This window comes from Marinobacter sp. LA51 (assembly GCF_030297175.1).
GTDB lineage: Bacteria > Pseudomonadota > Gammaproteobacteria > Pseudomonadales > Oleiphilaceae > Marinobacter > Marinobacter apostichopi.
Window position 1 is genome coordinate 884,555 of the sequence record NZ_AP028070.1, and the last position, 22,606, is coordinate 907,160.

Below are 22,606 nucleotides of genomic sequence, written 5' to 3' on the forward strand. Positions count from 1 at the left end.
GCGTCACACGGACGTGCTTGAGCGGGTTTTGAGCAGCTCGGCCCACCCCTTGCTAACTCCAATGCAAGAGGACCCGAAATGAGGAAAGCCCTCATCGTAGCCATGTCCCGAAACCGGGTTATCGGCCGCAACAACAATCTTCCCTGGTACTTGCCCGGTGACCTGCGCTACTTCAAGCAGGCAACGATGGGTAAGCCCATCATCATGGGCCGTAAGACCTGGGATTCTATTGGTCGCCCCTTGCCGGGCCGAATGAACGTGGTTATCTCCCGCAATCCGGACTGGGAAGCCCCTGCTGGAACAGTGGCGTCAACGTCACTGCAAGATGCTCTGGTCAAAGCTGAGGCGCAGGCAGAACTGGAAGGTGGCGAGGAAGTGATGATCATCGGCGGTGGCCAGATTTATACCGAGGCGCTACCGATGGTGGATCGAATGTACGTTACCCAAGTGCACGCAGAGGTGGAAGGGGACGCGTTCTTTCCGGAAGTGAACTGGGATGTGTGGGAAGAAATCGGACGGGAGGATTTCTCCGCGTCCGATAACAACCCTTACGACTACAGCTTCGTAGTCTATCAGCGCCAGGCTTAAGCCTGGCGAGGTGGGCGCTTGCCGGCGGGCTTGCCGCCCTTTCCGGGAGGTTTGCCACGACCACCGGGGCCGCCAGGACCACCACGGCCTTTCGGGCCACCCTTCTTGAAGCCGCCTTTCGGGCCGTTCTTGAAACCACCCGGACGACCACCCTTGCGGTCACGACGGGGCGGAGTGGCGGAGACTACCGGCAGGGCTTCTGGTTGCTCCAGCGGCAGAGAGCCTGGCTGAGCGGCTTCCATCCAGCATGCCAGTGCACCAGCCACCATGGCCATATCCATCTCGTTGCGCTCGGCAATCTCATCCAGCAGCGACATCGCCTTGGCCAGCTTCTTGTCTTCGGCAAAGCCCAGCAACTGACTCTCAAACTGCTGCTCGCGCATCTTTTTGAGATCGGTCGGCGAGGGCAGCTCGTAAGCTTCCATCGGCGAGTTGGTGGCGCGCTCCAGAGTCTTCAGCCAGCTGCGCTCCCGCGGAGTGACCAGAAGGATCGCCTTACCGGTACGACCGGCACGACCAGTACGGCCAACCCGGTGGATGTACGCTTCGGTATCGTAGGGTACATCGTAGTTAATAACGTGGGTAATTCGGGCCACGTCCAGACCACGAGCTGCCACATCGGTAGCAATGATGATGTCCTTCTTGCCGCGCTTGAGATCCTCAACGGTCTGTTCACGCTGGCGTTGGTTCAGGTCGCCACTCAGGGGTGCCACAGCATGGCCCCGCGCTGACAGCTTCTCGGCCAGCATGGTGGTCTCAGCCTTGGTGCGCACGAAGATGATGGCGGCATCAATCGGCTCAACTTCCAGGATGCGGGTCAGGGCATCCAGCTTACGCTCGGCGTAAACCGGCAGAACGAACTGGGAAATGCGCTCGACGGTGCGGGTTTCGCTCTCGATCTTCACTTCCGTGGCGTTGCGCAGGTAAGTCTGGGCAACCTTCTTGATCTGCGGCGGCATGGTGGCCGAGAACAGGGCGCGCTGGCAGTTGTCCGGCGTTTTGGCGAGGATTGCCTCAACGTCGTCAATGAAGCCCATGCGCAGCATTTCGTCGGCTTCGTCCAGAACCAGAGCCTTCAGGCTGTCCAGTTTCAGGGTGCCCTTGCGCAAATGATCCAGCATGCGGCCCGGAGTACCGACAATAACCTGAGCTCCGCGACGCAGGCCCTTGATCTGAGGGTAAAAGTCCTGGCCACCGTAAATTGGCAGAACGTGGAACTGGCGGAACTTGCTGGCGTAGGTGGTAAAAGCTTCAGCCACCTGAATGGCCAGCTCCCGCGTTGGGGCCAACACCAGAATCTGGGGCTCGGTAACGGACGCGTCGATTCGACTCAGCAGCGGCAGGGCAAAAGCCGCAGTTTTACCGGTACCAGTCTGGGCAACACCCAGTAGATGGTTTCCGGCGAGTAGGGCGGGGATGGACTGCGCCTGAATGGGCGACGGTTTTTCATAGCCAACGGCGGTCACGGCTTCAAGTACGGCCGGGTCCAGACCCAGTTCGGCAAAGGACAATTCTGACATTGATTCACTCGGAATTCGGGAGGTAAGGCATTGCAGGCAATGCATGATGTGATCGCATTATAGCCTCTTTGGCAATTCTTTAATACGCATATTCCCGTGAACCCTGTAGGTAGTTGCCGGTGCGCCATTATTGCGTTGGCAGCGTAACTACGGCAATCTCCCATTTTCCCGATAGGTTGCTAACAGGAATCCAGAATGACTTTTGATCAGTTGTTGTCTTCGGTGCGAGTGGAAGGGGATCTTGCGATCCCACCCAGTTGGGGGCAGGGCCGGGCAAGTTTCGGTGGCCTGGTGGCAGCGCTCATGTTTGATCGCATGGAAAATCTGGTCAGTGCCGGCCGGCCCATGCGCTCGCTGCAGGTGTCGTTTGTTGGTCCGGTAGAGCCGGGCGTTGCGGCCACCTTCGAAGCCGAGATTCTGCGAGAGGGCAAGGCGGTCAGTCAGGTGCAGGGCCGTATCCTGCAGGGTGGCGAACCGCGCCTGGTGTGCCTGGCCAGCTTTGGTGGCGACCGCCAATCTGCGGTGCAAGTAGATGCGCTGCCAGCGCCGAGTTGCGAACCGGTCGACCAATGTCCGTCATTGCCCTACATCCCAGGCGTGACGCCGGATTTTACCCAGCACATCGAGATGCGGTGGGCGTTTGGTCACATGCCCTTCAGCGGCAAAGGTGGTCGTGAGATGGGTGGCTGGATGCAGTTCCGGGAAACGCCGGAGAGCTTTTCCGACGCTCACATCGTTGCCTTGATTGACGCCTGGCCGCCGGCGGTTCTGCCGCACCTGAGTGGCCCGGCGCCGGCCAGCTCCCTGAGCTGGGCCCTGGACATTGTGCACCCGCGTCCGGCCCTGGCGCCCGGTGACTGGCTGCTCTATAAGGCCAGTATCGATCAGGCCGGTGCTGGTTATGGCCACACCCAGGCTGGCATTTGGACTGCCAGCGGTGAGTTGGTTGCCTTTAGCCGGCAAACCGTGACGGTCTTTGGTTAACCGGCTAATGGAGTTTCGTGGGTAGTTGGCGGCTCAGGCCGCCAACTCAGATTTCATTGCATCAATGACAATGCGCGCGAAATCTTCCGGCGAATCCTCTTGCAAGAAATGACCGCCCCTTAGTGTGATGTGCGGCTGACCGTGGGCACCGGGAATCCTGCGTTGCATGTCGCGGTCGCCGCCACGAGTAATCGGGTCGCCGCTGCTGAAACAGGTGATGAAGGGCTTGCGCCATTTCTCCAGCACCCGCCAGGCGTCTCTGTTCGCCGCTCCGGACGGGTCGTCGCTGGATAGCGGAACCAGTCGGGGGAAGGCCCGGGCGCCGGCCTTGTAGTCGGCAGACGGGAAGGGTGCCTCGTAGGCGGCCAGCTCGGCCCTGGTGAGTGTGCGCTCGGTCCCCAGCTGAACAATGCGGCCGATCGGAAACCAGGGGCTGTGGCCGGCAAAGGCCTTCCAGAGTGAAAACACTGTCGGTACCGGGTCATCGCCCGTGGGCAACATGCCATTGCCCACAATGATCCGGCTGAAGCGGTGCGAGTGCTCGGCGGCCAGTCTCAGGCCCAGCAGTGAACCCCAGTTCTGGCACACCAGCGTGACATTGCGCAGATCCAATTCTTCCAGCCAGGCGCTCAGCCACGTCATGTGGCGGTCGTAGCTGTAGTCCTCAACCTCCGCCGGCTTGTCCGACTTGCCGAAGCCGACCAGATCCGGGGCAAAAACCCGGTGGCCGGCGTTGGCAACCAGCGGAATCATGTGCCGGTAAAGGTAAGACCAGGATGGTTCTCCGTGCAGCATCAGCACCGGTGAAGCCGTCTTCGGCCCTTCGTCCACATAGTGCATCCTCAGATTAGGCGCGACTTCCATGTAATGCGGAGCGAACGGGTAATCCGGAAGACCTGCGAAGCGGGCTTCATCGGTTCTCAGAATACGCATACCATCGACTGTCCTGACTGATGGGGTGGTGATTGCCGGAGACTGCCGGTCCCGAAAGACGGGCCGATTCAAACAATCGTCGAAGATCAGGATAAATCAGATGGAAAATTTGTGTGTTTGAGTTGCGTAACAGAGCGTTGCCGCTTTGAATCAGGACGCGATGCCGAGCAGTAGTTCCGGGTTGTCAATGTGGGCCATGGCCGCATCGCAGCAGTTCACCGCACCGCAGTCGTCGGCGGAACAGAGGCCAATGGTCTGGCATTCGGCGTCGTGTTGCTTGTCGCCCTGGTTCCTGAAAATCCGGGCCCGGGACAGTATCGAACGGCAGTGGCCGCAAAGTAGAGTGGGCACAGTGCTGCCCTCGGCCAGGTGGGCGGTGTAGATTTGTTGGTCATTCATAGTCATATTCATCCTCCTGATACATCCAACCTAGGGACGGAGTGTGACAATTTAAAGATTGGGTCCCTGATTACGACTTAGTGTTACGCCTCAGTTGTCCGGATCGACCACCGGTCGACGGTTGGAGCGCTTGTCTTCCCAATCAAGCGCCTTCGGGTCATACCAGCCAATGGCCCGGAGAACCTTTTCCCGGGTGGTCGGCGACAGGGTTGGCCAGAGTTCGTGAAAATCGTCCAGGCCAAGTTCCCGCTGCCGCAGCTGTTTGCTTTGCAGCCGGTTGATGGTGCGTGGCAGTTGTAAGGCCTCTCCCAGCTGACCTGGCACTAGCACCTCCTGTCCCATCACCTTGCGACGGTGGGTACGGGCGGCCAGAACCCGGCGCAATTCGACGGCGGCTTCCAGGGCAGTTTCCGGCGTAAACGTTTCCAATTCCAACAGTAGAACCTGTCTTAGTTTAGCTGATCAATAACCGACCACTATACCCCTAAGAAGGCTACAGTGGCCACGTTGCCGTGATAGGCTAAGCCTGTCCGACGGCTGATACTACCGTGGGCTCGTCTTCGCTTCTTGCTCAGGAATACCCAGAACTATGTACGCAAAACTTGAAACACGGACTTTTCTCGCAATGCTGGTGGGTGTATCCCTGGCATTTGTGTTGCTGATGAAGCCGTTTTTTGGCCCCATTTTCTGGGCTGTAGCCATTGCCCTGATTTTCCATCCTGTCCAGCAATTGCTGGTGCGCAAGCTGGGTGAACGCCCGAACCTGAACGCTCTTATTACCCTGATGATCTGCATGGTCATCGTGGTGATACCCGTCCTCGTATTGATCACCTCGCTGATCGCCGAGGGCGTTGGCCTGTACCAGCGAATCCAGAGCGGTGAAATACGGCCGGGTGAGTACGTTGACCAGGTCAACCGGGCGTTCCCGGCCATCCAGGCGTTTCTGGCGCCTTTCGATATCAGTTTTGAAGAACTTCGGGACCGGGTGGTCAGCCTGTTCGTCGGCGGCAGCCAATTCCTGGCAAAGCAGGCGCTGGGGGTCGGCCAGAACACCTTCCAGTTTTTCCTTGGTCTTGCACTGATGGTGTACCTGGCGTTTTTCCTGCTGCGGGACGGCAGCAAGTTGGTGGAGTTGCTGATCAAGGCTCTGCCGCTGGGGGATGAACGCGAGCGTTTGTTGTTCGCCAAGTTTGCCGAGGTCACCCGGGCCACTGTTAAAGGCAATCTGTTGATCGCCATCATCCAGGGTGCCCTGGGTGGCCTGATCTTCTGGGTTCTGGGGATCAAGGGCGCGCTGCTGTGGGGTGTGGTTATGGCCATCGTTTCTTTGCTGCCCGCAGTGGGCGCAGCGCTGGTCTGGGTGCCGGCTGCCATTTACCTGGCGGCGATCGGAGACATGGTGGAGGCGACCATTCTGACCATCTTCGGCGTGGTGGTGATCGGGCTGGCGGACAACTTGTTGCGCCCGGTGCTGGTGGGCCGGGACACGAAGCTGCCGGATTACATTGTGCTGCTGTCTACACTGGGTGGCATCGTCATGTTCGGGGTCAATGGGTTTGTCATGGGGCCTCTGGTTGCCGCACTGTTCATGGCCTTTTGGGGCATCTTTATCCGGGAGTTCGGCGAAGAATCCTATCACCAACCGTCAATTTCGGTGCCGAATCGTCAGGACGAGGATTCGGTCTGACGTTCACCGCATCGCCCTGGGTGCACGAAGATGAATATGTGGTAAGGTTTCAGCGTTCGCCCCGGATCGTGCAGAGGGGGCACCTCAACATAACAAGACCAGTGTATCGATGAGATCAGGAGTAATGCAGGTGAGTAATACAAAAAAAATGACCAACAATCTGGGCCGTCTGGCCATTGCCGCCGGCACCGTAATCATGCTCGGGTTGGCGACCACGGTTTCCGCCAACAACACCGTGGCGGTAAAACATGCGCTCTACGGGGCCGGGTATGAAATCCAGAATGTCAGTGCCCAAATGGACGACTCAACCCGTGCGGCCCTGACCCAATTCCAGAAGGACAATGGTCTGCAGGCCACCGGTATGCTTGATGATGAGACCAAGAAGGCTCTGGGCATGATCTCGGTACAGGTCGCTGCAGCATCGAACGGTTCCAGTCAGTCTGCGAGCAACGACGACGCATCGAATTCCTCAGCGTCAGTTGAGGCCGACGACAAGACTGAAGGCGCCATTGAAGAGGACGATGACGGTGGCTGGTCGCTCTGGTAAGCCAGCAAGAATAGAAAAAGCCCGCCAGGTGTTCCTGAGCGGGCTTTTTTGTGGGCCGGTGATAACTCAGTCGAGTTTGCTGAGATCCCGGACCGCGCCCTTATCCGCGCTGGTGGCCAGCAGGGCGTAGGCTTTCAGTGCCGCAGAGACTTTGCGGTCCCGGGCCAGTTCAGGCTTCCAGCCTTTGGCATCGCGGGCTTCACGCCGACGGTCCAGCTCATGCTGATCCAGCTCCACGTTAATGGTGCGCTTTGGAATGTCGATGCGGATGCGATCACCATTCTCGATCAGCCCGATGGCGCCGCCCGCGGCTGCTTCAGGGGAGGCGTGGCCAATGGACAGGCCGGAAGTGCCGCCGGAGAAGCGGCCATCGGTCAGCAGCGCGCAGTCCTTGCCCAGGCCCTTGGATTTCAGGTAGCTGGTGGGGTAGAGCATTTCCTGCATGCCCGGTCCGCCCTTGGGGCCTTCATAGCGAATGATCACTACTTCACCGGGTAGAACCTCATCGCTGAGGATACCGGCCACGGCAGAATCCTGACTCTCGAAGACCCGCGCGGTGCCCTCGAATACGAAGATGCTCTCGTCCACGCCCGCGGTCTTCACCACGCAGCCGTCCAGGGCGATGTTGCCGTACAGCACCGCCAGGCCACCCTCGGAGGAGTAGGCGTGTTCGACGGCCCGGATGCATCCGGTCTCACGATCGCCGTCCAGCGTTGGCCAGCGGGTGCTCTGGCTGAATGCGGTCTGGGTGGGGATGCCCGCAGGTCCCGCCTTGTAGAACTCCACCACGTTCGCCGGTGGTGACCGCATGATGTCCCAGGTCTCCAGGGCTTCCTTCATGGTCTTACTGTGCACGGTGGGCAAGTCGGTGTTGATCAGGCCACCTCGTTCCAGTTCGCCGAGGATGCCCATGATGCCGCCGGCACGGTGGACATCTTCCATGTGGTATTTCGGAGAGTTGGGCGCCACCTTGCACAGCTGCGGTACTTTGCGGGACAGCTGGTCGATCTCGCTCAGGGTAAATGGCACGCCGCCTTCCTGAGCTGCCGCCAGCAGGTGCAGGATGGTGTTGGTAGAGCCGCCCATGGCAACGTCCATCACCATGGCATTTTCGAAGGCCGCCATGGACGCGATACTCAAGGGCAGTACCGACGCGTCGTCTTCCTCGTAATAGCGGCGCGCATTCTCCACAATCTGACGACCAGCCTGCAGGAATAGCTGCTCACGATCGGCGTGGGTGGCCAGCATGGAGCCATTGCCTGGCAGTGCCAGCCCGATGGCTTCGGTCAGGCAGTTCATGGAGTTGGCAGTAAACATGCCGGAGCAGGAGCCGCAGGTGGGGCAGGCGCTGCGCTCGTACTCGGCCACGGTTTCGTCGTCGGCATTCGGGTCGGCCGCGATCACCATAGCATCGACCAGGTCCAGCTTGTGCTCAGAGAGCTTGGTTTTGCCGGCTTCCATCGGGCCGCCTGACACAAAGATGGTCGGTATGTTCAGGCGCATGGCGGCCATCAGCATGCCCGGAGTGATCTTGTCGCAGTTGGAAATGCACACCAGAGCGTCAGCGCAGTGGGCGTTGACCATGTATTCCACGGAGTCAGCGATGATCTCCCGAGACGGTAGGGAGTACAGCATGCCGTCGTGGCCCATGGCGATGCCATCGTCAACAGCGATGGTGTTGAATTCCTTGGCGACACCACCGGCTTGTTCTATTTCGCGGCAGACCAGTTGCCCCAGGTCTTTCAGGTGAACGTGACCAGGTACGAATTGGGTAAAGGAGTTGGCAACCGCAATGATGGGCTTGCCAAAATCTCCATCTTTCATACCAGTGGCGCGCCAGAGGGCGCGGGCACCGGCCATGTTCCGACCGGCGGTGGAAGTCCGCGAACGATACTGAGGCATGATGTTCTGATCTCTCTGTGTTTACCGGGTGGTGATTGTTGGTTGGCGTTGTGCAGCGTCAAAGGATACCAGATTAGACACCTATCGCATGGTTGTTTTGGCGGACGGCGCTTACAATGAAGAACAGGAATCAATCATCGTCACTGGATCGGGATGATACAAGGAGCTTGCCTATGGCCGGCGAGGACAGCCTGCCTTTTCGTCGTCTGAGAGAATTCCACCCCTTGAATCGGCTTACTGATGCGCAGCTGGTGTTGCTTGCCAGTCGTGCTGAGCGCCGCACCTACGGCTTGGGTCAGAGAGTGGTTGAGAAGGGCGTCCGGGACGGTCTCGATTTCTTCCTGATTACCGGCAAGGTCGAGCTGGAGTCGGTGGACGGGCGGAAAACGCTGATCGAGGCAGAGTCGAATGCGGCGCTTAACCCCATCGCCAGACTGCAGCCACGGATGTACGACGTGATTGCAGTCAAACTGTGCGAATTTCTCATCGTCGAGCAGGATATCCTGAACCAGATGCTGCGTTCGGCGCCGGTAGAGCAGGAAGGGATGGGCTCGAACGAATCCATGGCCGCTGAAGCCAGCGAGGGGAATGACGAGAGCGAGCTGTTGATGGAGTTCTACTCTGAGCTGCGTTCAAATCAGATCCAGTTGCCCAGTGTGCCGGATGTGGCCTGGAAGGTGCGTCGGGCGGTGGACCGGGATGACTCCAGTGCCGAACTGGTGGCCAATGCGGTCTCGGCGGATCCCTCCATTGCGGTCAAACTGGTGCGGGCTTGCAACAGTCCGCTTTATAGGGGGTTTAGTGACGTTCGTACTGTGCGCGAGGCGGTTGTCCGCATAGGCATGCACACCACGCGACAGCTGGTGACAGTGTTTTCCATGCGAGAGGTGTTCAAGACGCGCCAGCCTGCGTTGCAGCAGGAAATGGAGCGGTTGTGGCGACACTCCCGGGAAGTGGCGGCACTGTGTTGGGTGCTGGCGGATCATGCCACCCGGTTAAATCCGGAAGAAGCTATGCTGGCGGGCCTGCTGCATGACATCGGCGTGATACCGATTCTGGTACAGGCGGAGCACCATGCCGGCCTGTTTGCCAACCCGGATAATCTGCACCATGCCATCAGCGAGCTGCGTGCCGACGTTGGCACGGCGGTACTGGAAAACTGGGGGTTCCCGGCGTCATTCATTGAAGCTGTGCGCCACGCGGAGAGCTGGGACTATGAGTGCCGGTCGGCCGAGCCCCAGCTCACGGACGTGGTCATTGTGGCGCAGTTGCACTCGATGATCGGATCCCAGCAGAATGCCGGGCTGCCGTGTTTTGATCAGGTGCCCGCCTATCGACGGCTGGGCGAGTTGGAACTGAATGCGTCGAGGAGTCTGCAACTCCTCACGGAAGCCCGCGCGCGGGTGGATGAAGTGCAACAATTGCTGTCAATTCGATGACCTTGCTGGGTCTGTTAACTTTGGAGTCCACCTTTCGGTGACCTGTGCTGATATGAATGTACCGCTCTTTCCGCTGAATTCCATTGTCCTCCCAAGGGGGCGGATTCCCCTGCAGCTGTTTGAGCCGCGTTACATCGACATGCTGACCCGGTGTCTGAAAGAAGACCGGGGCTTTGTTGTCGTGCTGCTGCGCGATGGCGCAGAAGTTGGCCCGACTGCGTCGTTCTATGACATCGGCACTTACGTTCGCATCATTGATTTTCAGCAGCTGGAGAACGGTTTGCTGGGTATTACGGTGGAGGGGGCAGCGAAGGTCACCGTGGTCAGGAGTTGGCAACAGGAGGATGGTCTCAACGTCGGCGATGTCGAGGTTTTGCTCGATGAGGCTGACAGCGAAGTGCCGGACCGGTTTAACGAACTGCCGTCGGTGCTACGGGCGCTGTTTCGCCACCCGGTGGTGCGGGATCTGGATATGGACGTGGACTATGGCGATGCCCGACATGTTGGCTGGCGCCTGACCGAGCTGTTGCCTCTCGATAAGCAGGAAAAGCAGCGTCTGGTTGAATTGCAGGACCCGCTGGAGCGGCTGAGCCGCCTGCAGGAATTGCTGGAGGCTCTGGAAGAGGGCTGAAACCAGAGAATTTAGGCAGGACGCAGGTTCATCTGTGCCTCTGGCCAGGCCAGGACCACATAGCCAATAGCAAACGCCAGCCACGCGCCTGTCGCCACGGCCATCGACAGATCCGGGGCCAGGTGCACCCGGTCGTAACGACTGTAACTCGCCCGCACGACTCCAGTGATGGCCAGTCCCAGCAAAATCCCGCCAATCACATCGGTAAACCAATGCACTCCCAGGTACAGTCGGCTGAGTGCGACCGGTACCAGTGGCAATGAAAACAGGACATAGAACTGCCAGCGTTGGCGCTTGCGGCTTTCGCCCGCGACGAAGCTGGCCAGCAGAGTGACAAACACGGTGATACCGGTGCTGTGGCCACTTGGGAAGGCGCCGGACGACGGCGGGCGGAACACGGCGTCGGGCCGGTCGACACCGAGGGTAAACTTAAGCAGCCAGACCAGGACAATCGCGAGCGCGGCGGCCATGACGATATGAATGGCGGCGGCGTAGTAGCCCCGAAAGACGAGTGCCAGGCAGGCCAATACCGCTGCGGCGGTCAGAACGGGTGGATCGCCCAGTAGGGTGGCGACAATCACCGGGCCATCGAGCAGCGGCTGCCGGAGCTGATCAAACCAGGCCAGTGCCAGCTGATTGAATGGCTCAAGGCCGTGGGTCTGGGTGGCCAGCAGACCCCAGAGCAGGAACAGGCCGGAGGCGGCCAGCGCCAGCATGATGGAGGCGAGGGGGAATTCGCCTCCCCGATCCGGGCGGTGGTTGGTGTACAGGCGCCAGAACCGGTGGGTAGCGTCGTATCTGGCCATGCGCCGTTCCAGCCAGCGATACAGCCGTCCACCTTTGCCCAGGCCCAGCTGGAACTGGATCAAGACCAGGTACACCGCCGTCAAAGCGGCCAGGCTGATGCCTACCACCGGGTAAAAGTACGCCGGTGGCTGAAGGTCGCTGGCGAGTGCACTCCCCACCAGAAAGCCGGGCAGAATGTACACCGGCGCCCAGCCCACCGCTGAAACAATATTGAATGCCAGGAATCGCTGCCAGGGCATCCACAGGGCACCGGCAATCAGGGGGATGATCGGGCGAATAGGCCCGACAAAGCGTCCGATGACCACGCTCTTGCCGCCGTGCTGGCGAAAAAAGGCCTGGCCCTTTGCCATCAGGATGGGGTAGCGGCTGAGTGGCCATACCACATCGAGCCGACCCTGGAGTTTGCGTCCGAGGGCAAAGCTGGCGGTGTCGCCTGCAATGGCGCCCAGGCCGGCCCAGATCAGGGCTTCGGTCAGTGGCATGCCGGTTTGTCCGGCCAGCGCCGCGATGGCGAATAGGATTGCCACCCCGGGCACGATGATGCCCGCGATAGCTAGCGATTCGACAAAGGCGGTGCTGAATAGGGCGGTGGCCAGCCATCCCGGGTTCAGGCTTAACCAGGCCGATAACTCCCTGAGCCAGTCCCCGCTCATGCTGCGATAGTCTCTCCGGCACTGAACCAGACCGAATCAGCACCGCGTCGGCGGGCCTCTTCCATGGCGGCGTGAGCCCGCTTGCGCAGGCTGTCGGTGCGGGTGTCGCCGCTACCTCGAGTAGTACAGCCAATGCTGACCGTGGCTTTGCCTACGACGGCCCACTGATGCTCGGCAATGGTTCGGCGTATTCGTTCGGCAATCACTCGCACCCCTTCTTCTGGGGTGTACGGCAGGATCAGGAAGAATTCCGAATCGTTCAGGGTGTACAGGGTGTCGCCGGCCCGGATGACATCGAACAGATGCTCGGTCATGTCGCGGAACAGTGTTTGAACGCCGGCCTTGCCGTGCAGGTCTGCCGCTTCGTCGGCGTAGTCGATACTGAGATCGATAACCGACAGCTGATGTCCGGTGGCAATGGCACGGCTAATCTCTTTTTGCAGGGTTTCATCCAGAAAGCGGGCGTTATGGGCTCCGGTCACCGGATCGGTAATGGCCAGATCTTCGGCGGATTGGGCCATGTGATCGTAGTGCCATATATAAAGCGACGCCGCGGCCAGCAGGATAGCCAGGCCGGTAATGGCAATGATGGCATCGGTAGTGGGTTGCTGGAACAGCACCACCCCTGCCGTGGGTACTAGCAGAAGAAATGACAGTGCCATGCCCTGGCGCAGTGGCAGGATCAGTAGGTTCAGAATCAGCAGTGGCATGGCCCAGTGAGTAATGCCGGGGCCGTCGAGTGTCAGCATGGCGGCCAGCAGGCCACTGTTCAGGCCGGACAGAATGATCAGGTGTCCCGGTGCCGACAACTGGTGACGACGGCATACTGCGGTATACGCAACCCCCGCCAGGGTCAACGTTGCCATGCCAGTAGCGAGGTAAAACAGCTCGTAGAAGCCATAACGGAGATTCTGCATTGCCAGTGCCAGGATGAAGAGCGTAGCCAGAACATAGCCGGTTCCATGCGTCCAGGTTCTCAGGCGGGTCTCGGTCATGAAGTGGGTCCTTGTGCGGGCGGTGAGGTCTTGCTCCCGGTCTGGTTCCAGGCGCTGTAGGCCTGGGTCCGGTTGCCGCCTTGTTGCTGAGCACGGCGCAGGGCGTTGGCGGCGCTCTGCTGCAGGCTGTCGGCATCGTCACCAATGTTCAGGCCGGCCACGCCGGTGCTCACCGTCAGCGTCATGTCGTGGGATTCCAGCAGCTTACCCAGCCCATTGCGTATGATCTCCGAACGCTTGATGGCGTCGTGGGTGGCGATGCCGGGCAGAATGACCAGGAACTGCAGGTCCGCCACCCGGTAATAGGTGTCGAAGTCCCGGATCTGGGAATGCAGGTAGCGCCCGATGCGGGGCAGGATGGAGCGAATGTCCTGATCCGGGTTGCGGTCGCTGAGGTGGGTGTCCAGGCCAATCATGATGATCGACATATCGGTACCTTCGCGCTCACTACGCTGGATTTCCTTGTGCAGGTCAGCCGACAAATATTCCCGGCTGGCGGCTTGGGTCAGCTCATCGGTGCGGCGCAGTGGCGCCAGTTGGCGGTTCTTGTATTCGCGCAGGAATACAAGCAGGCCCGAGAGCAGGGTGGTCAGCATAAAAGCGCTGACCATCTGGTGTCGATCGGCCAGGCCAGTCGCGAGTGGGATAGCCAGGCCGGCAAGCAGCATCATCGCCAGGGTGATTCCCATCGCCAGTTGCAGTGGCAGTAGCGCGAACGCCAGCAGGGGAAGGGCGTAAAACCAGTGACTGAGCGCCCAGGGGCCGGTCCAGAAACTGGTCAGCATCAGTAATAGAAGCGCTACGAAGAACAGCCGCTGGACGCTTGGCCAGGGGTGTTTCTGACGATTGCTGTGAAAGGTTTGTGCGCAAATCACGATGCCGGCCGCAGCGGCGGCAGCGGCCGCCGTCAAGGGCTCACCCAGCGTTGCGCTGAGCGCCGAAATGGCAATCAGGACCACGAATCCGGCCCGCGACAGTCTGCTCAACAAAAAGTTTTCGGCCAACTGGGCCATGGTATCCGTCCTTTTTGGAAACTCCCTAAGTATGTGGCATATCGCAAGGTTATAATATCTGTTTGGGGTGCGTACTTGAAACGGGAAAGGTAAAGTTAAGCCCTGATAATGAATTTTGCTGGTTAACACGAAGGTAGACGGATGGATATTGCAGCTTACATGGCTGAGGTCGGCGAGCAGGCTCGCGCAGCCGCGACGCTGGTGGCGCGCTCCACAACGGCGGTGCGCAACCAGGCCCTTCTGGCCACGGCTCGGGCGTTGGATTCTGCACGCACTGAGCTGGCCGAGGCCAACGCCAAGGACCTGGATAGCGGTCGGAGTAACGGGCTCGACGGCGCCATGCTCGATCGCCTGGAGCTGACTCCGGAGCGAATCGACACCATGATCGAGGGGCTTCGACAGGTTGCCTCCTTGCCGGATCCGATTGGTGAAATCACTGACATGACTTATCGTCCGTCCGGCATCCAGGTGGGCAAGATGCGGGTGCCGTTGGGCGTGATTGGCATCATCTACGAATCCCGTCCGAACGTGACCGTAGAGGCTGCCAGCCTGTGCCTGAAGTCGGGGAATGCGACCATTCTTCGGGGCGGCTCAGAGGCCATTCATTCCAACCAGGCTATTGCACGGTGCCTGAGCCAGGGGCTGGCCGAGGCCAGTTTGCCGGAGGCCGCGGTTCAGGTGGTGAAAACCACCGACCGCGCTGCCGTGGGCGAGCTGATTACCATGCCCCGGTACGTGGATGTCATCGTGCCGCGTGGGGGTAAGGGTTTGATTGAGCGCATCAGTCGTGACGCCCGTGTGCCGGTGATCAAACATCTGGACGGTGTCTGCCACGTGTACATCGACAGTCACGCCGATCCGGAAAAAGCGCTGAGTGTTGCGGTGAATTCCAAAACCCAGCGCTACGGTACCTGCAATACCATGGAAACCCTGTTGGTTGATGGCGAGATCGCCGACGATATTCTGCCCTTGTTGGCCAGGGCTTTTGCAGAAAAGGAAGTAGAACTACGCGGTTGTGAGCGTACCCGGAGCATCATCGATGCCGTTGAGGCGGTCGAGGCTGACTGGGAAGCGGAATACCTTGGGCCGATTCTGGCAGTACGGGTGGTTGATGGCCTTGATGGTGCGATCAAGCACATCAACCGCTATAGCTCCCAGCATACCGACAGCATCATCACCGAAAACTTCACCCGGGCGCGTCGTTTTCTGACCGAAGTGGATTCCAGCTCCGTGATGGTCAATACCTCCACCCGCTTTGCTGACGGCTTCGAGTACGGGCTGGGTGCAGAGATTGGCATTTCCACCGACAAGATCCATGCCCGCGGGCCAGTGGGGCTTGAGGGCCTGACTTCCCAGAAATACGTGGTGTTCGGCGACGGCCACATCCGGACCTGATGCCAATGCATGTGATTTATGGCGGCACCTTCGATCCGATTCACCACGGACACCTCCGGCTGGCCCTGGAAATCAGTGATCGGTTGAGAGTTGCACCGATCAATTTGGTGCCGTGCCACATCCCGCCACACCGAGGTGATACCGGAGCCTCTGCCGAACAACGGTTGCGGCTCCTGGAGCTGGCGGTGGCTGGGGAGCCCCAGCTGCGTGTCGATGATCGCGAACTCAAACGGGCAGGGGCGTCATACACCGCCGATACACTGCGCCAGTTGCGTGAAGAGCTGGGGCCTGAGCACCCCCTGACTATGGTGGTTGGTACCGACTCGTTCGCCAGTTTTGACCGATGGCGGAAGTGGCAGTCCATTCCCGAGCTTGCCCACATTGTTGTGGTTCGTCGGCCCGGGGCTGAGCTCGACCCAGATGGATTGCCGGCGGCGATGCTGGCCGAGCGCCGGGTGTCTGACCCTCAGGCCTTGCATGCCCAGCCTTGCGGCTTGATGCTGGACCTGCAGCTGCCATTGCTGGAAATTTCTGCGACCGGCATCCGCGAACGGATCGAAGCCGGACGCTCACCCCGTTACCTGGTGCCGGATTCGGTGTGGCAGGAGATTCGTCGTCAGGGGCTCTATCGAGCCTGCCCTGACGGCAACTTTTAGTGCTACAATCGCGTCTGAATAGACTTTTCGGGCGGCCATTTCGGCTGACGCCCGTCTAACAGGGTGATTATGCAGGCAGAACAACTGAAAGATCTGGTAGTTAACGCGCTCGAAGATGTGAAAGCACAGGACATCAGCGTAATTGATGTCCGTGACCGTACCAGTGTCACCGACTTCATGGTTCTGGCATCCGGAACATCCAACCGACATGTGAAATCCCTCGCCCATTCAGTGGTCTCGGACGCCCGAGACGAAGGCATTCGCGCCAACAGCGTGGAAGGCGACACTGTGAGCGACTGGATCCTTGTGGATCTTGGTGATGTGATTGTTCACGTCATGATGCCCGCCACGCGTGAGTTCTACGATCTGGAGCGCTTCTGGCGTGATGCCCCGGATCTTGGTGTTGCGGGCAGCGAATAAGCATGCGCTTACGTCTGATCTGCGTGGGGCAGAAGATGCCCGACTGGGTCAGTGCCGGGTATCATGATTACGCTCGCCGGATGCCACCGGAACTGCCGCTGGAACTGGTCGAAATCCCCTTGGCACACCGGGGCAAAAACCCGGATATCCCCAGACTGATGCAACGCGAGAGCGAGGCCCTGCTGGCCGCGTCCGGCCCGAAAGACCGGGTCGTCGCGCTTGAGGTTGGTGGTCGTCCCTGGTCCACGGAAAAGCTGGCAAGTCAGCTTGAGAACTGGCAACAGGATGGCCGCGATGTCAGCTTCTTCGTCGGTGGTCCTGATGGCTTGGCGGATGCCTGCCGTCAACGTGCCGATCAGCAATGGTCGCTGTCGCCCCTGACGCTGCCGCATCCTCTGGTTCGTATTCTGCTTGCCGAGCAACTGTACCGGGCCTGGTCGATTACCCGTAACCACCCGTATCACCGGGCATAGGGGCGGTTATGCCGTGGGGTGAATTCAAGGATACTGCCGCCGAACGCCGTTTGTTCCAGCGCCGCACCCTGGTCATGCTGACGTTCGTGCTGGTGCTGATTGGTGCCCTGCTGGCCCGGATGTACCAGTTACAGATTGTCGAGCACGAGGTTTACACCACCCTGTCTGACAAGAACCGGGTGCAGGTCCAGTCCGTCCCGCCGCCCCGGGGCCTCGTATACGATCGCAATCGGACCCTGTTGGCGGAAAATCGCCCGGTGTTCAGTGTCACCCTGGTGCCTGAGCGGGTGGACGGCATGGCCGAGACTCTGACTCAGCTCGACCGCATTCTGGATGTCTCTGAAGAAGACCTTGAACGCTTCCAGCGTCGCCTGCAGGAGCCCCGCCGGCCGTTCCAGGAAATTCCGCTACGCTACGACCTTGATGAACAGGAGATGGCTCGTTTGGCCGTGCACCGGCACCAGTTGCCCGGGGTTGAGGTCAAGGCTGAGCTGGTTCGCTATTACCCTCACAGTGAACTCACCGCCCATGCCCTGGGCTTTGTTGGCCGTATAAACCGCGACGAACTGCAGCGCATCGACCCGGTTAATTACGCTGGCACCAACTACATCGGCAAGTCCGGTATCGAGCGCTTCTACGAGGAAATTCTGCACGGGCAGGTTGGCTATCAGCATGTGGAAACCAATGCCCGAGGCCGTACCTTGCGGGTATTGGAGCGAGAGAATCCGGTTCCGGGCGAAGACCTGCAGTTGCATCTCGACTTGAGGCTGCAGAAACGCGCCCACGAACTATTGGACGGCCGCCGTGGTGCCATTGTGGCCATCGAGCCGGCAACCGGCGGCATCTTGGCGCTGGCCAGCGTGCCGGGTTTCGACGCCAACAAATTCGTCACCGGAATCAGCGTCGCCGAATACCGGGAACTCAGCGAGAGCAAGGACAAGCCGCTGTTCAACCGGGCCCTGCGTGGTCAGTACCCGCCCGGCTCAACTGTTAAGCCAATGATGGCCATCGCCGCCCTGGACAGTGACGCCACCACCCGGGACTATACCATTTGGGATCCTGGGCACTTCCGTTTGAAGGAGGGCGGCCGGCTTTGGCGGGACTGGAAGCGGGGTGGCCACGGCTGGGTCGATTTGATGGACGCCATGGCCGAGTCCTGTGACGTCTACTTCTACGAAATTGCCGTCAAGATGGGCGTCGACACCATGTACAGCTACCTGTCGCAATTTGGCTTCGGTGAGGACGCGGCGCTGGACGTGTCCGGTGCCCTCAGTGGCCTGTTGCCGTCCCGGGACTGGAAGCGGGCGACGCGTAACGAACCCTGGTATCCGGGTGATTCGGTGAACCTGGGAATTGGTCAGGGCTTCATGCTGGCCACGCCGTTGCAGCTGGCTACCGCCACCTCCCTGATCGCCAACCGGGGCAGCTGGGCCGAGCCCCGCTTGCTGAAAGACATTGATGGCGACACCTCGGTGTCCGGCTTCCTGCCCGACAGCAATCACGAACCCCTGAAGCTGAAGGACCCCAGTGATTGGGAGTATGTGGTAGAAACCATGGCCGAGGTCATGCACGGTCGCAAAGGTACGGCGCGTAGGGCTGGGGCTGGCGCACCTTACCGCATGGCGGGAAAGACCGGTACGGCTCAAGTCTTCAGTCTGGCTGAGGACGAGGAATACGATGCCGAGGAAGTGCGGGAACGGCTCCGGGATCACGCGCTGTTTGTCGGGTTCGCGCCGGTTGAGAATCCGGAAATCGCAGTTGCCGTCATCGTTGAGAATGGTGGTGGTGGCAGTAGTACGGCTGCACCCGTGGCCCGCGAACTGTTTGACGCCTGGTTGCTGGAGTTCCAGCAGTCAGATGACGAGGCGCTGGTGGGCAGCGTTGACTCCGGGGGAGGGGAGTAATGGCCCTGCACGATTTTATCGATTCGACGGCCACCAATCCGCTGGGTCGGCCCCGTGGTATCTGGTCGGCGCTGCACCTGGATCCGATTCTGCTGTTCTTGCTGCTGGTGCTGGTCTCTGGTGGCCTGTTCATTCTTTATAGCGGCGCCGATCGCAACATCGACGTGGTCAAGGCTCAGGGCATCAGACTCGGTGTCGCGTTTGTGGTGATGCTGGTGTTCGCCCAGCTTGATCCCTCGGTGTTTCGGCGTTGGGCGCCCTGGCTCTATGTCGCCGGGATCGCCGCCCTGCTGGCAGTGCTGCTGGTAGGAGTCGGGGCCAAGGGCGCCCAGCGCTGGTTGGCCATTCCCGGGCTGCCCCGATTCCAGCCCTCGGAGTTGATGAAACTGGTAGTGCCGATGATGGCGGCCTGGTACCTGTCGCGGCATTTTCTGCCACCCCGTTTTCGTCATGTCATCGTCGGCCTGGCCATCGTGCTGGTGCCAATGATGATGATCATTCAGCAGCCGGATCTGGGCACCTCGCTGCTGGTCGGCATGGCCGGTCTGTTTGTGGTTTTCTTCGCGGGTATCAGTTGGAAGCTGATTCTGGCGTTTGTAGGCCTGGTGTCGGTCTCAGCTCCGATGATGTGGTTTTTCGTCATGCGTGAGTATCAGAAGCAGCGGGTACTGACCTTGCTGGATCCCCAGAGCGATCCACTGGGAGCCGGCTGGAACATCATTCAGTCGAAGACCGCCATTGGTTCCGGCGGCATTGACGGCAAGGGGTGGCTGCAGGGCACCCAGTCCCATCTGGAGTTTCTGCCCGAGAGTCACACTGATTTCATCGTTGCGGTGCTGGCGGAGGAGTTTGGCTTCATTGGCATGCTGGTGCTGATGCTGGTGTATATGCTGATTATCCTGCGCTGTCTCTACATCGCTGCAACCGCCCAGGATTCGTTCAGTCGCCTGCTGGCCGGTGCCCTGACCATGACCTTCTTCATCTACATCTTTGTTAACGTCGGCATGGTCAGTGGCCTGCTGCCAGTGGTAGGGGTGCCACTGCCATTAATCAGTTATGGCGGCACCTCCGGTGTTACCCTGATGGCGGCCTTTGGTGTCCTGATGTCCATTCATACCCACCGCCGAATGATCAGCGCCTAAGTAAAGGTGGCGAGTGGGTAATGGTGAACCTTGGTTATAACCCGTTACAATAAGCCACGGCTGCCCACCCGTCGATTTGGTGGCCGTTGTGCAAGAGGAATTCCGGACTGTGATTTTCAAGCCTTCGTTCTCATCCCTTTTGGCGCTGTCATTGGCCCTGTTGCTTGCAGGGTGCGCGTCATCGCCGGAAACCGACCAATCTTCCCGTTACAGCATTTCCCAGGATCGTGCACCGTCGGGCAATTTTGATGCTTCCGGGTTGTCTGATGCCAAGCCGGTCTACGAGGTGCCGCGCCGGGCTGGCAACAAGTCAACGTATACGGTTTGGGGCAAGCAGTATCAGGTGCTTGGCAGCAATGATGGCTATGTGGCCCGGGGTACTGCCAGTTGGTACGGCGAGAAGTTTCATGGCCACAAGACGTCGAATGGCGAAACCTTTAACATGTACTCAATGTCTGCGGCCCATAAATCCCTTAGAATTCCGGGATATGCCCGGGTGACGAACCTGGATAACGGACGTTCGGTTATCGTCCGGGTGAACGATCGTGGCCCGTTTCATGGCGACCGACTGATTGATCTCTCCTACGCGGCGGCGAAAAAGCTGGGCTACCAGTCTCGGGGCACTGCCCGGGTCGAGGTGGCCGCAATCACCGTCCGGAAGGATGGCTCGATGTCGCTTGCGGGCAAGCCGTTCATGCCCGGTGACGCCGCGAACTATCCTGAGACCCAGGTGGTTGCCAGCGGCGAGATGACCGCCGGCGGTGATGCCCTGTTCGTCCAGCTGGGCTCGTTCAGCAGCCGTGGTCCGGCGGAGAAGCTCAGGGACAGGGCTCAGACTATCGTTGAGAGTCCGCTGCGGGTCCGTTCCATTGATACCGGCTCGGGCCGCTTCCACCGGGTACAGGTAGGTCCGTTTTCCGACGAAACCAGCGCCCGGAGGGCGCAGAGTCTGCTGGAATCGCGAGGCTTCGCCCAATCGATTCTGCTGACTGATTCACACTGATAAACAACCAGAAAGACACACACCTAACGACAAATGACTGAACCCATGGCCCTAAAATCATTGCTCCGTTCCTGTTCGATACTGTTGGTTCTGACACTGGCGCTGGTTGGAAAAACGACAGCGCAGTCAGTTCTGATCCCCTCGCCGCCGCAGATTGCTGGCAGCTCCTACGTGCTGATGGATCCCAAGAGCGGTCGCATCATCATGGAAGAAAACAGCCATGAGCGTCTGCCGCCGGCCAGTCTGACCAAGATGATGACCGCGTACATTGTCGAGCGTGAGCTCGACGAGGGTCGGATCAGCATGTCGGACATGGTGCCGATCAGCGTCCGCGCCTGGAAAACCGAAGGTTCCCGGACCTTCGTCCGTGAGGGCACCAGCGTTCCGGTTGAGACCCTGCTAAAAGGCGTGATCATCCAGTCAGGTAACGATGCATCAGTGGCGCTGGCCGAGTTTGTTGCCGGCAGTGAAGACGCGTTTGTCGACATCATGAATCAGCAGGCCCAGCTGCTGGGCATGAAGGGTACCAATTTTGAAAACGCCACCGGCCTGCCTTCGCCGGAGCACTTTTCCACTGCCTACGACCTGGCCATTCTGGCGCGCGCCATCATCAATGATTACCCGGAAAACTACCCGATCTACGCGGAGAAGCATTTCACCTATAACAAGATCCGTCAGCCCAACCGCAACAGCCTGTTGTGGCGGGACGACACGGTTGATGGCCTGAAGACCGGCCATACCGAGGAAGCGGGTTATTGCCTGGTGGCTTCGGCGAAACGTAACGATTCCCGGTTTATTGCCGTGGTGATGGGCACCAGCAGCTCCGAATCCCGCTCCCAGGAAGTCCAGAAGATGCTGAACTATGGCTTCCGCTACTACGAGAGCGAGCGCCTGTTCCGGACTGGCCAGGAAGTGATGAAGGCCGACGTCTGGTCGGGGCAGGCCGATCAGGTGTCCGTGGGCTTGAATGACGACGTGTTCGTGACAATCCCGCGGGGCTCGCGCAATGACCTGGAATCCACGGTTGACCTTGATTCTGTGATTAAAGCGCCCATCAAGGTGGGAGACGAGCTGGGCCGGGTGAAGGTTTCCCTGAACGGTGAGGTTCTGGTTGACCAGCCGGTACAGGCCCTGACGGAAGTTCCCGAAGGCGGCTTCTTCAAGCGCATCTGGGATGCCATCAAGCTCTTTTTCGTTCAGTTGTTTCAGTGAGGGGGACGCTATGCCTCCGGGAGTATTGACGGCATGAGTGAGCCGAACGCACCTAAAATTGAATTTCCCTGTGACTACGTCATCAAGGTCATCGGCAATGCCGCACCGGATTTCACCGACTTTGTCGTCGAGGTTGTCGAGCGCCATGCACCGGGGATTACCGAGGACAGAATCGCGGTGAACGACAGCAGCAAAGGGCGGTTTTCATCCGTTCAGCTGACCATCGTGGCGACCGGGGAAGCCCAGCTCAAAGCGCTGTTTGAAGAGCTCAAGGCCAGCGGCCGGGTTCATATGGTGCTGTAA

General features: G+C 59.7%; 23 protein-coding genes. 15 read left to right on the forward strand and 8 right to left on the reverse strand.

What is annotated here, in order from left to right:
* Positions 1–78 precede the first annotated feature (78 nt).
* The gene (locus QUE89_RS04030; RefSeq protein WP_286221942.1) at positions 79–588 is read left to right on the forward strand and encodes a dihydrofolate reductase; all 510 of its coding nucleotides are present in this window, start codon (positions 79–81) and stop codon (positions 586–588) included.
* On the opposite strand, the gene QUE89_RS04035 is transcribed toward QUE89_RS04030, so the two are convergent.
* Entirely contained in the window at positions 585–2,108 is a 1,524-nt protein-coding gene (locus QUE89_RS04035) for a DEAD/DEAH box helicase (protein WP_138440918.1), read from the reverse strand. The genes QUE89_RS04030 and QUE89_RS04035 overlap by 4 nt on opposite strands.
* Positions 2,109–2,303: 195 nt before the next feature.
* Here QUE89_RS04035 and QUE89_RS04040 point away from each other — a divergent pair, with 195 nt between their 5' ends.
* Positions 2,304–3,092 (forward strand): acyl-CoA thioesterase, encoded by a 789-nt coding sequence (locus tag QUE89_RS04040; RefSeq protein ID WP_286221943.1) that lies wholly within the window; start codon positions 2,304–2,306, stop codon positions 3,090–3,092.
* 33 nt (positions 3,093–3,125) lie between these two features.
* Here QUE89_RS04040 and QUE89_RS04045 read toward each other — a convergent pair whose 3' ends face one another.
* The 3 genes from QUE89_RS04045 to QUE89_RS04055 form a co-directional block, all read right to left on the reverse strand.
* Complete coding sequence (locus QUE89_RS04045; RefSeq protein ID WP_286221944.1) at positions 3,126–4,025, reverse strand: haloalkane dehalogenase; 900 nt, start codon at positions 4,023–4,025, stop codon at positions 3,126–3,128.
* A gap of 150 nt (positions 4,026–4,175) precedes the next feature.
* Positions 4,176–4,424: a hypothetical protein gene (locus tag QUE89_RS04050; protein ID WP_286221945.1), complete on the reverse strand. Its 249-nt coding sequence runs from the start codon at positions 4,422–4,424 to the stop codon at positions 4,176–4,178.
* Positions 4,425–4,514: 90 nt separating this feature from the next.
* The gene (locus QUE89_RS04055; RefSeq protein ID WP_203301264.1) at positions 4,515–4,859 is read right to left on the reverse strand and encodes a hypothetical protein; all 345 of its coding nucleotides are present in this window, start codon (positions 4,857–4,859) and stop codon (positions 4,515–4,517) included.
* Between the two features lie 154 nt (positions 4,860–5,013).
* Between QUE89_RS04055 and QUE89_RS04060 the strand changes: the two genes are divergently transcribed.
* Both QUE89_RS04060 and QUE89_RS04065 read left to right on the forward strand, forming a co-directional pair.
* Positions 5,014–6,111, forward strand: coding sequence for an AI-2E family transporter (locus tag QUE89_RS04060; protein WP_286221946.1), 1,098 nt, complete (start codon positions 5,014–5,016; stop codon positions 6,109–6,111).
* Positions 6,112–6,241: 130 nt separating this feature from the next.
* On the forward strand, positions 6,242–6,658 hold the full coding sequence (locus QUE89_RS04065; protein WP_286221947.1) for a peptidoglycan-binding domain-containing protein: 417 nt from the start codon (positions 6,242–6,244) through the stop codon (positions 6,656–6,658).
* Positions 6,659–6,724: 66 nt separating this feature from the next.
* Here the strand turns inward: QUE89_RS04065 and ilvD are convergent, their stop codons facing one another.
* On the reverse strand, positions 6,725–8,560 hold the full coding sequence (ilvD, locus tag QUE89_RS04070; protein ID WP_286221948.1) for a dihydroxy-acid dehydratase: 1,836 nt from the start codon (positions 8,558–8,560) through the stop codon (positions 6,725–6,727).
* Between the two features lie 173 nt (positions 8,561–8,733).
* Here ilvD and QUE89_RS04075 point away from each other — a divergent pair, with 173 nt between their 5' ends.
* Complete coding sequence (locus tag QUE89_RS04075) at positions 8,734–9,999, forward strand: HDOD domain-containing protein (protein ID WP_286221949.1); 1,266 nt, start codon at positions 8,734–8,736, stop codon at positions 9,997–9,999.
* Positions 10,000–10,051: 52 nt separating this feature from the next.
* The gene (locus QUE89_RS04080; protein WP_203301268.1) at positions 10,052–10,630 is read left to right on the forward strand and encodes an LON peptidase substrate-binding domain-containing protein; all 579 of its coding nucleotides are present in this window, start codon (positions 10,052–10,054) and stop codon (positions 10,628–10,630) included.
* An 11-nt stretch (positions 10,631–10,641) separates the two neighbouring features.
* Here QUE89_RS04080 and QUE89_RS04085 read toward each other — a convergent pair whose 3' ends face one another.
* The 3 genes from QUE89_RS04085 to QUE89_RS04095 are packed head-to-tail and all read right to left on the reverse strand — an operon-like array spanning position 10,642 to position 14,098.
* Positions 10,642–12,090: a bifunctional DedA family/phosphatase PAP2 family protein gene (locus QUE89_RS04085; protein ID WP_286221950.1), complete on the reverse strand. Its 1,449-nt coding sequence runs from the start codon at positions 12,088–12,090 to the stop codon at positions 10,642–10,644.
* Complete coding sequence (locus QUE89_RS04090) at positions 12,087–13,085, reverse strand: GGDEF domain-containing protein (protein ID WP_286221951.1); 999 nt, start codon at positions 13,083–13,085, stop codon at positions 12,087–12,089. The genes QUE89_RS04085 and QUE89_RS04090 overlap by 4 nt, the downstream gene beginning before the upstream one ends.
* Positions 13,082–14,098, reverse strand: coding sequence for a GGDEF domain-containing protein (locus QUE89_RS04095; RefSeq protein WP_286221952.1), 1,017 nt, complete (start codon positions 14,096–14,098; stop codon positions 13,082–13,084). The genes QUE89_RS04090 and QUE89_RS04095 overlap by 4 nt, the downstream gene beginning before the upstream one ends.
* 141 nt (positions 14,099–14,239) lie before the next feature.
* On the opposite strand from QUE89_RS04095, the gene QUE89_RS04100 reads away from it, so the two are divergent.
* The 9 genes from QUE89_RS04100 (at position 14,240) to QUE89_RS04140 (ending at position 22,606) form a co-directional block, all read left to right on the forward strand.
* Entirely contained in the window at positions 14,240–15,493 is a 1,254-nt protein-coding gene (locus tag QUE89_RS04100; RefSeq protein WP_286221953.1) for a glutamate-5-semialdehyde dehydrogenase, read from the forward strand.
* Positions 15,494–15,498: 5 nt separating this feature from the next.
* On the forward strand, positions 15,499–16,149 hold the full coding sequence (gene nadD / locus QUE89_RS04105) for a nicotinate-nucleotide adenylyltransferase (RefSeq protein ID WP_286221954.1): 651 nt from the start codon (positions 15,499–15,501) through the stop codon (positions 16,147–16,149).
* A gap of 69 nt (positions 16,150–16,218) precedes the next feature.
* The gene (gene rsfS, locus QUE89_RS04110; RefSeq protein ID WP_041340322.1) at positions 16,219–16,569 is read left to right on the forward strand and encodes a ribosome silencing factor; all 351 of its coding nucleotides are present in this window, start codon (positions 16,219–16,221) and stop codon (positions 16,567–16,569) included.
* Positions 16,570–16,571: 2 nt separating this feature from the next.
* Entirely contained in the window at positions 16,572–17,042 is a 471-nt protein-coding gene (rlmH, locus tag QUE89_RS04115; protein ID WP_138440904.1) for a 23S rRNA (pseudouridine(1915)-N(3))-methyltransferase RlmH, read from the forward strand.
* An 8-nt stretch (positions 17,043–17,050) separates the two neighbouring features.
* Positions 17,051–18,946 (forward strand): penicillin-binding protein 2, encoded by a 1,896-nt coding sequence (gene mrdA, locus QUE89_RS04120; protein WP_286221955.1) that lies wholly within the window; start codon positions 17,051–17,053, stop codon positions 18,944–18,946.
* Entirely contained in the window at positions 18,946–20,088 is a 1,143-nt protein-coding gene (rodA, locus tag QUE89_RS04125; RefSeq protein ID WP_286221956.1) for a rod shape-determining protein RodA, read from the forward strand. The genes mrdA and rodA overlap by 1 nt, the downstream gene beginning before the upstream one ends.
* An 88-nt stretch (positions 20,089–20,176) precedes the next feature.
* Entirely contained in the window at positions 20,177–21,091 is a 915-nt protein-coding gene (locus QUE89_RS04130; RefSeq protein ID WP_434784091.1) for a septal ring lytic transglycosylase RlpA family protein, read from the forward strand.
* Between the two features lie 45 nt (positions 21,092–21,136).
* Positions 21,137–22,303, forward strand: coding sequence for a D-alanyl-D-alanine carboxypeptidase family protein (locus QUE89_RS04135; RefSeq protein WP_286221957.1), 1,167 nt, complete (start codon positions 21,137–21,139; stop codon positions 22,301–22,303).
* 33 nt (positions 22,304–22,336) lie between these two features.
* The gene (locus QUE89_RS04140) at positions 22,337–22,606 is read left to right on the forward strand and encodes an HP0495 family protein (RefSeq protein ID WP_041340331.1); all 270 of its coding nucleotides are present in this window, start codon (positions 22,337–22,339) and stop codon (positions 22,604–22,606) included.